The organism is Symploca atlantica LB2515 (assembly GCF_052546295.1).
Map to the genome: position 1 here is coordinate 2,323,996 of NZ_JBQWMT010000001.1, position 13,322 is coordinate 2,337,317.

General features: G+C 43.3%; 14 protein-coding genes. 2 read left to right on the top strand and 12 right to left on the bottom strand.

Going from position 1 to position 13,322, the window contains the following annotated elements; translation table 11 throughout:
* Positions 1-93: 93 nt before the first annotated feature.
* Together ACT7WV_RS09760 and ACT7WV_RS09765 are read right to left on the bottom strand one after the other, a co-directional pair.
* Entirely contained in the window at positions 94-648 is a 555-nt protein-coding gene (locus ACT7WV_RS09760; RefSeq protein WP_445102719.1) for a GNAT family N-acetyltransferase, read from the bottom strand.
* 166 nt (positions 649-814) lie between these two features.
* Positions 815-2,173, bottom strand: a complete 1,359-nt coding sequence (locus tag ACT7WV_RS09765) for a UDP-N-acetylmuramoyl-tripeptide--D-alanyl-D-alanine ligase (protein WP_445102720.1) — start codon at positions 2,171-2,173, stop codon at positions 815-817.
* Between the two features lie 350 nt (positions 2,174-2,523).
* Here ACT7WV_RS09765 and ACT7WV_RS09770 point away from each other — a divergent pair, with 350 nt between their 5' ends.
* On the top strand, positions 2,524-3,804 hold the full coding sequence (locus ACT7WV_RS09770; protein WP_445102721.1) for a hypothetical protein: 1,281 nt from the start codon (positions 2,524-2,526) through the stop codon (positions 3,802-3,804).
* Between the two features lie 37 nt (positions 3,805-3,841).
* Here the strand turns inward: ACT7WV_RS09770 and ACT7WV_RS09775 are convergent, their stop codons facing one another.
* The 8 genes from ACT7WV_RS09775 to ACT7WV_RS09810 form a co-directional block, all read right to left on the bottom strand.
* On the bottom strand, positions 3,842-5,071 hold the full coding sequence (locus ACT7WV_RS09775) for an RNA-guided endonuclease InsQ/TnpB family protein (protein WP_445101398.1): 1,230 nt from the start codon (positions 5,069-5,071) through the stop codon (positions 3,842-3,844).
* Between the two features lie 102 nt (positions 5,072-5,173).
* A complete protein-coding gene (gene pth / locus ACT7WV_RS09780) occupies positions 5,174-5,797 on the bottom strand; it encodes an aminoacyl-tRNA hydrolase (RefSeq protein ID WP_445102722.1) in 624 nt (207 codons plus the stop codon).
* Positions 5,798-5,919: 122 nt separating this feature from the next.
* Positions 5,920-6,144, bottom strand: coding sequence for a DUF2811 domain-containing protein (locus ACT7WV_RS09785; protein ID WP_445102723.1), 225 nt, complete (start codon positions 6,142-6,144; stop codon positions 5,920-5,922).
* Positions 6,145-6,827: 683 nt separating this feature from the next.
* Complete coding sequence (locus ACT7WV_RS09790; protein WP_445102724.1) at positions 6,828-8,492, bottom strand: HD domain-containing phosphohydrolase; 1,665 nt, start codon at positions 8,490-8,492, stop codon at positions 6,828-6,830.
* Positions 8,489-8,635 (bottom strand): hypothetical protein, encoded by a 147-nt coding sequence (locus ACT7WV_RS09795; protein ID WP_445102725.1) that lies wholly within the window; start codon positions 8,633-8,635, stop codon positions 8,489-8,491. The genes ACT7WV_RS09790 and ACT7WV_RS09795 overlap by 4 nt, the downstream gene beginning before the upstream one ends.
* Before the next feature lie 135 nt (positions 8,636-8,770).
* Positions 8,771-10,288: a cryptochrome/photolyase family protein gene (locus ACT7WV_RS09800; protein ID WP_445102726.1), complete on the bottom strand. Its 1,518-nt coding sequence runs from the start codon at positions 10,286-10,288 to the stop codon at positions 8,771-8,773.
* Between the two features lie 105 nt (positions 10,289-10,393).
* Entirely contained in the window at positions 10,394-10,729 is a 336-nt protein-coding gene (locus tag ACT7WV_RS09805; RefSeq protein WP_445102727.1) for a DUF3082 domain-containing protein, read from the bottom strand.
* 71 nt (positions 10,730-10,800) lie between these two features.
* Entirely contained in the window at positions 10,801-10,944 is a 144-nt protein-coding gene (locus ACT7WV_RS09810; RefSeq protein ID WP_445102728.1) for a hypothetical protein, read from the bottom strand.
* Here ACT7WV_RS09810 and ACT7WV_RS09815 point away from each other — a divergent pair.
* Positions 10,943-11,653, top strand: a complete 711-nt coding sequence (locus tag ACT7WV_RS09815; protein ID WP_445102729.1) for a DUF928 domain-containing protein — start codon at positions 10,943-10,945, stop codon at positions 11,651-11,653. The two genes, ACT7WV_RS09810 and ACT7WV_RS09815, sit on opposite strands and share 2 nt — an antisense overlap.
* Before the next feature lie 37 nt (positions 11,654-11,690).
* Here the strand turns inward: ACT7WV_RS09815 and ACT7WV_RS09820 are convergent, their stop codons facing one another.
* Both ACT7WV_RS09820 and ACT7WV_RS09825 read right to left on the bottom strand, forming a co-directional pair.
* The gene (locus ACT7WV_RS09820; RefSeq protein WP_445102730.1) at positions 11,691-12,365 is read right to left on the bottom strand and encodes a pentapeptide repeat-containing protein; all 675 of its coding nucleotides are present in this window, start codon (positions 12,363-12,365) and stop codon (positions 11,691-11,693) included.
* A gap of 193 nt (positions 12,366-12,558) precedes the next feature.
* Complete coding sequence (locus ACT7WV_RS09825) at positions 12,559-12,993, bottom strand: hypothetical protein (RefSeq protein ID WP_445102731.1); 435 nt, start codon at positions 12,991-12,993, stop codon at positions 12,559-12,561.
* Positions 12,994-13,322 lie beyond the last annotated feature (329 nt).

The following is a 13,322-nucleotide window of genomic DNA, read 5'->3' on the forward strand; positions in this document are numbered from 1 at the left end:
GGGTAACTATTTGATAGTTAGATTACCCATTAAGTAGTCTTTTATTACTCCCTCTGTAGGCACAATTTTTGGCTTGAGTAAACATTGATTACTTCACCTTTGAACCCTTTTCGCCATAAAAATATCCGGCTTTCCCAACCCATTAGCATCCGGCATTACCCCAACAATTACGAAACCACACTTCTGATAAAATTCATAGGGATGACAGCGCAAATTTTTAATATTAGTAATCTGCTCAATAACATCGGGGTAAAGGTCAATACCCGCCAGTGAAGTCATTTGATTTTCATCATCTGTCCCCAGCCAAAGAGTTAATCCACCACGTTCCCTCACTTGCTCTTGCAAATCTGCAACCAGCAATTTTCCTATTCCCCTGCCCCGATATTCAGAACGCACCACTAAAGGATGCAGTTCCCAGACATTGCCGTCGTATTGCTGAATGCCACCAATCCATCCCCACACTAGACCAGTTTCATCCACTGCAACACGGATAATTCTGTCTGTGCTAAAAAATGCTTGTACTTCCTCCAAAGCACTATCCATATCGGGCCAAGCATTCGGCCAATGCTCTTGGAAACCTTCAACTAACAATCTCGCCGCTTGCTGAATCATTGACTCAGCATCAGAACCAAGATTAATAATATGCATTGTTCAATTTTTTCACTCTTATCAGTTAGAGCAATTTTTTGACTTCTTCCCCGCTTGAAAGGCTCTTGATTCGTCGCCTCTAGAAAATATCGTTCTTGCGTGCCAATGGTTAATTGAGCTGCACACACCAGAATCTAGCTGATAGTTTCAATTTTCTAGTTTCAATTCAAGAAATTGACTCGCGCAACTGATTAACCACCCGATCTAAACCAACGGAACGAGAAGCTTTAAACAAAATGCGATCGCCTGGTTGCATCATTTCCTTGAGACGCTCTAATAAAACCTCATGATTCTCAAAGCACTCAGATGGCACCGAACCAGCGCCAGCAGCAATTTCTGTCGCTTCTGGGTCATTTACCAAAACCAGCAAAGCATCCAAATTCAGTTGCTCGGCAGTATTTCCCACTTCTCGATGCAGTGCAGGGGAGTGTTCTCCTAATTCCTTCATAGTTCCTAGCACGGCAATCCGCCGCTTTCCCTCAGTTTGGGCTAGCAACTGTAGTGCAGCAAGCATCGATTCTAGTCCTGCGTTGTAGGTTTCATCAAGGATTACAATATCATTAGGTAAATCGTAGCGCTGCGATCGCCCTGATGGCATTGCTACCGCTAAACCTTTGCTCAGAGGTGTCCAGTCAACCTCAAGCACTTTAGCTACCGCCAGCGCGGCTAAGTAGTTGAGGGCGTTATGGTCACCAGCTAGGGGGAGAGTTAACTGTATACCGTCAATGCCTAAGGTTTGTGGAGTAACTAGCTGTCCTTGTAAATCACCACCTTCCAGACCATAAGTCAAAGTCTGTCCTTGCCAAACCTCGGCAGCAGTTGCCATTAGGAGTTGGTTGTCATGATTGAGGATTGCCACGTTGGTGTCGGCCATTTCGGCTAGTAACTCGCACTTAGCCTTAGCGATCGCTTCTCGAGAACCTAGAATACCGATGTGGGCCGTCCCCACATTGGTAATCAGACCGATTGTGGGGCGCGCTATCTGAGCCAATAGCGCAATCTGTCCTGGTCCACGCATCGCCATTTCAATTACGGCGTAGTCGTGGCTTGAATCTAATTCCAACAAAGTTTTCGGTACACCGATTTCGTTGTTGTAGTTTGCCTTGCTTTTAAGAACCTTCCCTGTTGTCGACAAAACTGCTGCAATTAACTCCTTAGTAGTAGTTTTGCCAACAGAGCCTGTCACGGCAATTACTGGAATGTCAAACTGATCACGCCACCACCTAGCAATTTGTTGGTATGCCTGTAAAGTGTCTTCTACCTGTAATTGCGGAATACCATTAAGTTGGGTATTTGTGCCACGCTCAGTTAGTGCTGCGATTGCTCCTTGCTGTAAAGCAACTTTTACAAAGTCATGGCCATCAAAATTCTCACCCCGCAGTGCGACGAAGATGTGACCAGGTTTGAGGCTACGAGTATCGGTCGTAATACCCGTGAAGAGCGAAGAGGCTGTTTCCTGGGAAAGACTTACCGGCTCGGCGGCAACAATATCAACTAATTGATTCACACGAAGCTGACCAAACATAAGGCTATTTGTCCCAATTTTGACTAAATTCCGCTGAACGACAGCAAATTTTTTGGATAACACAAGGGAGCGATGAGATAGTATATTAAACAAAACTTTACAGTCAAGGGCGCTGTCTTAGCGCACTTCTCGTTCAAACTCTCTTCAGAGTTGATGAATAGGTGCATCTACTAGGGTTTTTTAGACAATTTCAGCCGTCATTTAGCATACCCTCACTAGGTAATTAATTATGATGAATCTGAATTGTAGAGGTCATCAGCCGAGGGTAAGTTTAGTTGGAATTTAAATCATTAAGGGTAAAAGCAATTAAGTTTGGTTTTATCCTTTGCACCTAGGAGGGTTGACTCAAAGTGACTACTTGGACAGACTTTGACATGCGACAAACTATCTCGGAAGAGCAGCAGCTGTACGATCATCTACTATATTGTGTACAGCTTGAGTCACCGAGGCAAATGATTTTGCGTTTTTGCCGCCTCTTCTGGAATGGCTCAAAATACGAAGATCAGCAAATTTGGTTTGTCCTAGAAAAATTGGCCATGAGCAAGCAAGCTGAGCAAGAATTCCAGTTTGTTCTCAATCGCTGCTGCCACATTCTGATTAATCGCTGGCGATTACAACCTCAACTGCAATGGGCAATTCCGGAGTTAGTAGCCGTTTTTGAAAAGCCACCTAATCTACACAGTGTACAATCTCGTGGAGCCAGACGTCTGCGGCATTTGGTCAAGCTGTTTCGGGAAACCGAGCAATATCTGAAGCTGCGACGCTTGTCTAAAGTACTCAGTAACACAGTACAAGTTAGTGGCAGCGGTTCCCAGGAAATAGGGGCCTTAATTCAGCGTTATCCCTATTTATACGAGCACTGTCTGTTGAGTGAAGATAGTAGTTACGAACACCAGCAAGCTGTGCGGCAAATTCGCGGTGCCAGTCAACGGCGCTTTGAACTAAATTTATCCCACTATGTAACGTATCAAGTGCGTTGCGCTCATGCTCGGCGTAATCATGCTTTTGCACTACCAACAAGAGTAATTCAACCAGTGAGTAATCCGACATTATTAAGCGATGGTGAGTTGGGCGCAGCCCTCAAACATTTTGTCGGCAAAGTCGATAGAACAGGTACTTACAGGGATTTTGCGCAAAGCTTTCTCACTCACAGCCACCAAACTTCTTCCTACAAAAATTTTAAGGATGATTTGTATGAGTACTTAACGGCTTCCATTGATTCAGCCTACGGAAAACGCCATTTTAACGATCAACTGCATTCTTATCTCAAGAGTACTTTTAGGGTAAATGACTATCAAAAACCTAGTGAGTTCTTGCTGGTGCGCACCTGTAGCAGGTTACTAAACTTTCTGGTGGTGGAGAGTCCTCAACGACCCAATCACTTTATTTTTGTTGATTTGACCACTAACTTGGGTGCAACTACCACTACAGGATTATTGCTCAAGATTGTGCTGGTGTGTGGCAAAGTCAGGCCTTCTTTGGAAAAGCGATTTGCTATTTTATTTAATCACTACGAGTCTTCTAACAGAGAAGGCGTACCGTGGTTAGTTAAATCTATGGAAAACGTGAATATTGCTTTGAGTGTGCATTTTGGCTCGGCTGACCTTTCCTGTCTAAATCAGATTATTTGACATCCTCCTCGACCTTTAGGTACGAGGATTCCAAAGATCACTCTTTGGGTTTCCTCTTTCCACGACTCGGCTTACATTGAGGAGTTTCCCCACCAATGCAGAGGTCGATGTCTCCAGAGGCGTTTAACCCTTCGACAAAGCTCAGGGCTGGCGTTCCCGTGTGCCCCACGGTACGTAGTGCTAGTTCCAAAATGTTCCGGGATGCATTCCAGTCTCGGTCTAAAACAAACCCACAATGGTGACAGCGATGTGTTCTTTGACTCAAAGACTTTTTGACGACTTTCCGACAGTTAGAGCAATTTTGGCTGGTGTAGTAAGGTGGCACAGCCACCGTAGCTACACCAAACACCTTGCCGAAATATTCCAACCAGTTACGGAAAGTCGACCAAGCAGCATCCGATATCGACTTAGAGAGCTTTCTATTCTTGACCATATTTCGTACCATCAAGTCTTCATAAGCAACCAAGTCGTTAGACTGGACTACGCATCTTGCCAACTTCACGGCAAAATCTTGACGCTGCCTACTTACCTTGAGGTGTTTTCTGCTCAAACGGTTTCGAGCTTTGGCTCTATTTTTCGAGCCTTTTTGGGTGCGAGAAAGCTTCTTACTCAATCGCTTAAGAGCTTTCTCGGACTTCCTCAGATGTCTGGGATTCTCAACAGTCTGTCCATCGGAATCGGTATAAAAGTGAGTCAAGCCAACATCTAACCCAATGGTCTTACCAGTCGGTTCTCGTTTCTCAACCCGCTCAACATCAAGACAAAACTGAACGTAGTACCCATCAGCACGACGAACAACTCGAACCCGCTTGATTTGACTCAACTGATAGAAATGCAAGTCACGGGTTCCCCACAGCTTGAAGCTTCCAGCTTTGAAACCATCGGTGAAGGTGATGGTTCTTCTATCTTCCGACAGCTTCCATCCCGTTGTTTTGTACTCAACAGAACCGTGAGTTTGGTGCTTTTTGAAGCGTGGAAAACCCTTTTTTCCTGGCTTGCCTTTTTGGCAATTGTTGTAGAAGCGGGTGATAGCAGACCAAGCTCTTTGAGCGGAGGCTTGTCTAGCTTGAGAGTTGAGCTGAAAAGCGAAGGGAAACTCTTTGGCGAGAACAGCGCAATAAGCACTCAACTCGTATTTCCCAATTCCCTTGTTGTCCATCCAGTATCTGAGGCAACTGTTACCAACAAACCTAGCAGTACGAATGGCTTGATTAAGCCGCTCATACTGCCCGTTTGTTCCCTGAAGTTTTGCTTCAAATACCCACATGATTACGCTGACTTACTTAGGGTAAGTATAGCGCAGTTAAACAAAGCCGCGCTAAAAGCACGGGGCTTTAGACCCATTATTTTGGTAAGTTTGTCTCCATAGCTAATCGTTAATTGTGACATTGCGGCTGTTGTAAAGACTCATTCCCTTTTCAATACCTTGCTTGAGAGAGAGTTCTACCGCTTCAACCACTAGCTGGAGAACCTCTGACATTAATTGGGTTTCTGCTGGGGAAAATTTTCCTAGTACGTGGGAGACGCTATTTTTCTCTGCGCCAGATTTACCGATGCCAATGCGCAACCGGGGGAAATTTTGCGTACCGAGATGTGCGATCGTAGACTTCATCCCATTATGACCTCCAGCAGAACCTGAAAGGCGCAATCGCAGACGCCCTACTGGTAAATCCATGTCGTCGTAAATAACTAGCACCGATTCTGGGGGTAGCTTGTACCAGTCAGTAACGGCACGGATTGCCTGACCAGAACGATTCATATAGGTTAGCGGCTTGAGCAAAAAGATCTTCTCTCTTTGAGGGCTGCGTCCTTCGGTCAAAAGTGTCTGGAAGCGCCGATTTTCGCTCCAGGACATTTGCCAGCGACGAGCTAGGACATCAACAGCCTCAAAGCCAATATTATGCCTGGTTCGGTCGTATTTTGATTCTGGATTCCCCAAACCAACAATCACCTGAGGAATCACCAGAGTAGATGGTGAGGTAGCTTTTGTCATTTTTTCCGCAGAAAATTAGTTAGGTCTGGGGGTAAGCAGCAAGTAAGGGAGGGAGAAGCTTAGTTTAGCAATTAAGAATCAAAATTTTTCCACAGCTTCCACCACCTCTGCTCTGAGTTCAGTTAAGCGGGATATTGAAAGAGGGACTCCAGATAAACGCGAGCACAGGCACGGTAACTCTGGGATGCTTCTGGGGTCTTGCAACTTCCATTTTGAAGCAAAAACAGTGATAGTGCTGCGGCAAAGACTCGGTCTTGATCCCAGCTAGGATGGTTTTCTAGGTAACGCTTGAGGGACTCGTGTAGGTCTTCGGGGATTTCTGCCAGTATGCTTACGGTTGCGTTCATATTTACCTATTTTTGTTATCGGTGGTGGACAAAGCAACCTTGCTTTCAGTGCCTTGAAAAGCCGGTTTTACATCTGAAAGTAAAGACAAATTAACTTGCAAAAAACACTCACTTTTGCTGGGCGGGTGTTTTTCTCAAATCAAAACTTTTAATTGGTTGGTCGCTTCATTGTCAACCGAGATGGGGTGGTGTTGTCAATGCTGCGAAATATTACAGCAACTCTCAAACACTGAAAAATCTTACGAAACAATGAGGCTTAGAGCCTAATTTTATTTACTTTTCTTAACCTTAACTAAGTATTTACCCAGCCAAGGAGCCTCGCCAAGGAAAATCCCCAGTAAGGCGGTAAGAGCCGATCCCACCGTCCTTACCTGTGGAAAAACTTCGGCAACCTGTGGAAAATGTGGAATTACTGTGTGGAAACACTGGGGAATCCTTGGGGGAAAACTCAAGGGAAAGATAAGAATTGCAAATGTCTCTTTTTCTGGTCTAGATCTCAAAAACTTACCTAAATCAGCTAGGACGTTGCGTTGCGACTATAGTCAACAGGCTATAGCCCTTCGGGCATTGGTTCTGTGAGCATATAGAATACTTCAGGTACACAAAGACTACAGCTAAAAAAGGTACTAATGAGAATACTCTCTCTAGCTACACTACCCTCGTTTCCAAAGACCCCTCTGAGATCAAGCTACTTTAACCTCCAAAGTGTGACCCAAAACGGTAAAAACTTGGCGTTGTTCAAATAGCTCGACCAAGCTGTTATTAATTTTGTTGTTAGCCGCTTCTTGTCGTAAGATGTTTAGCGCGATGTTTGGCATTAGACGACGTTTATAAGGTCGATCGCTCGCCGTCAGTGCATCGTAGATATCTGCAATTGCGAGAATCTGTGTTTGGACGAGAATTTCTTCTTGCTTCAAACCTTGAGGGTAGCCAGTACCGTCAAGCTTCTCGTGGTGTCCATAGGCAATAGCAGGAACTTCCTTGAGGTGTTTTGTCCAAGGAATCTTTTTGAGGAAGTGGTAGGTGTTAGTAACATGAGTCTCAATGCTTAAGCGTTCTTGGGGTGTCAGGTTTCCTCTAGGAACCATTAACTGTACGATTTCATCCTGGGAAATCAGGGGTTTGGTCACACCGTCAAAATCGTGATAACTATACTGAGACAAAGCCTTAAGTTGAGCTAAAGTTTCCTCAGAAGAAGCTTGAAACTGTCTAGTTTTAACGATATTAGGTTCATTGAGTTCTTTAATGAGTTCCCAATAGTTATTAAGCTTCTCCACAGTTTGAGCAAGTTCAGCATCAAATCGTTCGAGTTCCTGGCAGTGGGAACAGCTAGAGTTAGAAACCTCTTCAGGGTGTTTGTGGTGATGATGTTCCAGTAAATGCTGGAATTTTGCTTGGGCGCATTCCATTTTTCGAGTACGTTGAGCAATCGCAAAACGATGACGAATTTCCTCTAATTGTTGAGGGTAAAGTTTTTTCTGCTTGACTAAAATCGCTTCTGGAACACAAACTTTACCAAAGTCGTGCAACAGGGCGGCATAGCGAATTTCTCGAATTTGGCGAGTGCTAAACTTAGCTGAATAGAGCGCACCATGGTTTACAGAATTCGCCTCTTCTGACAGACGAACAGACAGTTCTGCAACTCTTTCCGAGTGACCAGAAGTTGTCGGATCACGGGCTTCAATAATTTGAACAGAGGCCTTAACAAAACCTTCAAAAAGATTTTCTATATTCTTTTGCAACTGATTTCGTTCAATGGAAATTGCCGCCTGAGAAGCAAGAGCCCGCACAATTCTTTCTTCCCACTCTGAATACGGCTGGGTCATCTCCATAGCATTTTCAGTGGTCAAAATGATGTCAGATTTCAGCTTACGATTAATTAGCTGTAAAACACCAATAACTTCCCCATCCTGGTCTTGCATAGGCAGCACTAGTACTGAGCGAGTACGATAGGGCATGATTGTGTCAAAAGTGCGGGCTAGTTCATAAGGAACATCTGGCGGTAAATCATAGGCATTAGGTAAATTTAAACTTTCGCCAGTCAGCGCTACATACCCTGCTAGACTTTTTGGCGTCATGGGCATAGCGAATTCTTCAAGAGAAACACCAGGCAAAGAATCATTCTGGGCCACCTTGAACAGTAACTTAGAATTTCCTTCAATGCGGTCTATTAAATAGACGCTACCGGCATCACTAAAAGTAATCTCTCGGCTCTTGGATAGAATTAAATGTAGTAATTCATCCAAGTCATTACTACTGGAAAGCGCTGTGCCAATTGCCAACAGCTTTTCCGTCAGTTCTATCCTTTCAGTAAAGGCTTGTACAAGTTCTTGGCTATCGATAGTCATAATTGGGGAGTGGTAGACTGTGAGTAAATTTGATAAATCATTAAGTGACGGGAACTCTTGAGTGATTCACCCTGCCTAGGCTCAACAGCCTGAATAATTTCTGGTCGAGCTTTTGGTTTATTCACAGCTAAAATTGAGTCCATCACTCACCAAACTCTGATTTGATTCACCAGAGCCAGGAAAGTAAGTAGCCACACCCTTATATATTTAGGCTTAACTTTATTATCGGATTTTCTGTAGCGTTCAGCCTCGAATTTTCTGAAAAACTGCTTAACTAGTTATGTAGCAGCATCTATTTTATTCAGCCAGTTTGCTGCATCTTGGTTGATTTTTGTTGCTTCCTCAATAGAAATGCGATCAAGGTGATGCAGCATTAAATTAAGGCGACCCTGAGACTTTAGTTGTTCGCGATGGCGAGCCAGAAAGTTCCAGTATAGTAAATTAAAAGGACAAGCTTTCTCTCCAGTACGTTCTTGGTACTGGTATACACATTTACCACAGTAGTCACTCATTTTATTAATGTAGTTAGCTGAGGCTACATAAGGCTTTGATGCCAGTATACCTCCATCGGCAAACTGACCCATACCAATTACATTGGTCTGCATTACCCAGTCGTGGGCATCGATAAATGCCCCATGAAACCAATCTTCAATTGCTTGGGGTGAAATTCCTGAAATTAAAGCAAAGTTACTCAGTACCATTAGCCGTTGGATGTGGTGAGCATAACCAGTACGCTGAACTTGCTCAAGGACTTGTCGCAGACAGTTCATGTCTGTTTTTTGAGCATTCCAATAAAATGCGGGTAGTGACCTAGTATGATTAAACCAATTACTCTCTGGGTAGTCGGCTTCCATGTAATGGTAGACGCCGTGTAGGTATTCTCGCCAACCCAAAACCTGGCGAATAAAACCCTCAACACTATTTAAGTCTAACTTATTTTGATGGTAAGCTCTTTGGGCCGCCATAATCACTTCCATGGGGTTAAGTAAGCCAATGTTCAGGTAGGGGGAAAGCATCGAATGCCACATTGTTTCCTCTCCAGTTACCATCGCATCTTGATAGGGACCAAACATGGGCAGGCGATGTTTAAGAAAAAAATCTAATGCTTGAAGTGCCTGAGAACGAGTTACCGCCCAGCGGAAAGGTTCTGCATCTCCATAACTTGGGAAATCTAGAGAATTAACCGTATTAATCACCTCAAGGGTTGTTTGATCGGGCTCGAACCAGAGGGCTTCTGGTGTGTTCAGCTTACCTTTCGGCGGTTGGCGATTTTGTTTGTCAAAGTTCCACTTACCCCCCACTGGCTGGTTTCCTTCCATCAAAATCTGGAAACGCTTGCGTCCTGATCGATAAAAGTTTTCCATGATTAAGCTTTTTTGGGAAGCAGCCCACTTCTGAAAATCGGAGCTACTCCACAAAAAATGATTGTTGGCAACCAAGGTGATTTGGCAATTGAGTTTGAGATTATTAACTATCTGAGTGAAGGGTCGATCATTGGGGTTCATTACCCGCAATTCAGTAATTTTGTGTTTTTTTACCCAAGCTTGGAGAGGGGCTTCAAAGTCATTGGCTATCTCATAGGTAACAGACCAATTATTTTGACGTAATTCCTCGGCAAAATGCCTCATGGCTGACCAAATTAATACCAGTTTTTGGCGGTGGTAAGGTCGTTGTTGGGCATACTTGAGAGACTCAATTAAGATTACTGGTGTGTTCTTTTTTTCCGGAAAATAGCTAGAAAGTGCTGCTTGTTCTGTCCACAGTTGGTCGCCCAATACCCAAACGCCAGTGGTCACTATTGCCTCTCCAGAGAGTTCAGCTTCTAATTTGGCATCTTTACCTAGCGAAACGCTTCTGTCTGAAGAAGCAAAAAAACCGTGTTTCCTGATGTAATGTCAGAATTACTGACTATCAGAATCTGAAGCCGTGCGGTTTCTTAACTGTCCCAGGGAAACTTGAATTGCAAGGGCAACTAAACCAACAGCCACGATACCAAAGATAGCCGTCGCTAAGGTACTCATACCAACCACCAAAGTGCGAACTGCGATCGCAATATTGACGGCTGTCTGGTTAGTTGAAGGCAGGGGTTTACTGGCAAAGCTTTGGGCAATGGAGGTTGTCAGCAAATAAAGTGCGCTCGCAAATCCTCCAGAAATTAAAGCCCCCGTCAAGCAGCGCCACGGGCTAGGTAGCTTTTGAAGAGTGTCTTGGTTAGGCGTAGGAGTAGGATTATTCATAATTATTAGTAAGCTTTTGGCAGGTATGGTAACCAGGATAAGAGAAAAGCGATCGCTTTTGTTGAGCTGGGTTAAATGCCTGACTGGTCAAGCATTAGAGGGCGATTGGGGTCACTAATCCGATGACGACTACCAGAATCGACGAGGTTAAGCTTGAAGGAGTTCGCCCTTAGTTTATTGATCCCATAGACGCCAAGGAACGGTATAAACGCCATGAAACTAACAATCCTGGCTGCTGCAATGCTAGCTTCTCTCTGGTTAACCACTCCCTCAATAGCGTTAGAATTCAGCCCACCAGAGGGCATAGCGCCGATTGGAGGAGAAACGGAAGCATTGCGAAGTTCTTTTTTCCATGAAGGGAAGTCTTTAACTGCCTTGATACCAGAAACTCAGTTTGGGTTGACGGTATCAGAGTATCCAACTTTTTTTGTCTATGTGCCCCAAACTTCCGGACAAGTAGGGGTGTTCACTCTACTTGATGAAGACAAAAATATTGTTTACGAAACCACACTAAAACTACCCGAGACAGATGGCATCGTCAGTTTCGGTTTACCCGCCACAGAAAGCTTGGCACCCTTAGCAATTGGCAAACTATATCGCTGGTACTTTGGTATTATTTACGATGCAGAAGATCGCTCTAGAGATTTACTTGTACAAGGGTGGGTACAACGAATTGAACCTAAGCCCAGTTTAATTAATGAGTTGGAGATAGCAGCACCCCAAAGTTACCCAGCCCTTTATGCAGATGCAGGCATCTGGCACGAAGCAATCGCCACTTTAGCTCAACTGCGTCGCTCCCAGCCGGATAATCTCATGTGGATTAATCAATGGCAAGAATTGCTCAAGTCAGAGCCAGTAAAACTCGACGAGATTGCCGAAAAAACTCTGCTTGAGAGTTTATCTGCTTCCGATATTAGCAAGTAGCCATTATAAGTCTTGGATCTGCCTAAGAATTAGTCAGCTACGTTGAAACTACTTCTTCGGTAACTAGTCCAAACCGTTGCTTAAATTCTCCCGGAGCAAATTTACCACTCTTCGGACTACGTTCCCTCTGATGGCTCTTTAAATAGCAGTAATCACAAATTACTTCTTCAAGATTGGTGACTTTGTTAAGCTGCCAACTGTCTAAGATAGCTTCAGTAAATATAGTGTGACTAAAGTTAGTTCCCAGGGCTTTGGTAGCAACAAGAATTGCCCTACTTAAGTTAGCTTCACTCAGGTTAGCTCCGCTCAGTTTGGCTAGACTAAGATTGGCTCCACTGAGATTAGCACCTCTGAGGTTAGCTTGACTGAAGTCTACACCTCTAAGGTCTGCATTACTCAGGTTAGCACCTCTGAGGTCGGTGTCACTCAGGTTAGCAACCCAAAGATTTGCACTACTAAGATTGGCTCCACTGAGGTTAGCGTAACTGACTCTTGCTCTGCTGAGGTCAGCTTGACTAAGGTTTGCCTCACTCAAATCAATTTTATTAATATCAGCTTCACTAAGGTTAGCTTGATTAAGGTTTACCCCACTCAGACTTCCTCGGAAAATCCCTTTTTTAAGATCTGGCTTGATTTGAGGATTACTTTCTCTCCACTGATTCCAAAAAATTGAACCTTGCCTCAGACAAATTACGTGTTGTTGATTTGGCATTTTTGTAGTTTGGTTTATTTATCTACACTTAACTTTTAACTTGAGTAATTACGGAGGCTAAGAGGTATTTTTTCTAGTTTGAGGATGCACAACCAATTAGTTAAGTCTCTGGTCATACTGGAGTAATTATAAAAAAAGTTAAAACCCTGAATTTTCTCTAGACAAAAGTAAGACTTATTTATTTTGGTTTGCCCTAAACTTGTCGTAACTCAGAATAAGTTACTACCCCCTCGAACTCAGGGCCAGCCTTGATTTGTAAACTTTCTTTTTTTCGCCAAAGCTTGAACTTGTTTGTTTCCAAGATAAACAAAGGATTCCACCATTGCAGCCCGATTAATTTACCTTCTCGGAAGGTTACAAAGGGATTATTCCACGGCAGATCCCAAAAAAATTCATTATATTTTCCATCCTTGAATGTAAAAATGACAAATAACTTTTTTTCTACTGTAATTGCTTCTAATCCTACTCCTTTTAGGTAAGAGGGATCAAAGCTAAAAGAACCTCTATAAATTTCAACAATTGAGTTTTTTTTGGTTATTCCTACCTCAAAGTCGCAGCTCATCATGACCGACTTTACTGGCAAGCTGCAACTATTTTCTTTATAGTTATAAGTTTCTCTAATAAACATATCTTTGAATTTATTTAATATTCTGATTAAAACTAATCCTAACTTAATTATTGAGTATGGTAAACCCTTAATAACTTCTATAGATGTTATGGGCAAGTTTTATCCAGCCGCTTACTTAAGGATTTGATTTGTTAGCTCAGTAATTGCTCAATGAGTGTAAGTTTCTATATAGATTTATTAATCTGAAAAAAAGATAATAGCAAGAGTCTTATAGCTGTAAATCTGCTGATTTGCCAATACATATAAATTAACCTAAGTTAAAATTACTCGCAATAGAGGTAGGCAGGATGAAGGTAAGCGCGGGCTTGATTGCCCGCACCATTTTGAGG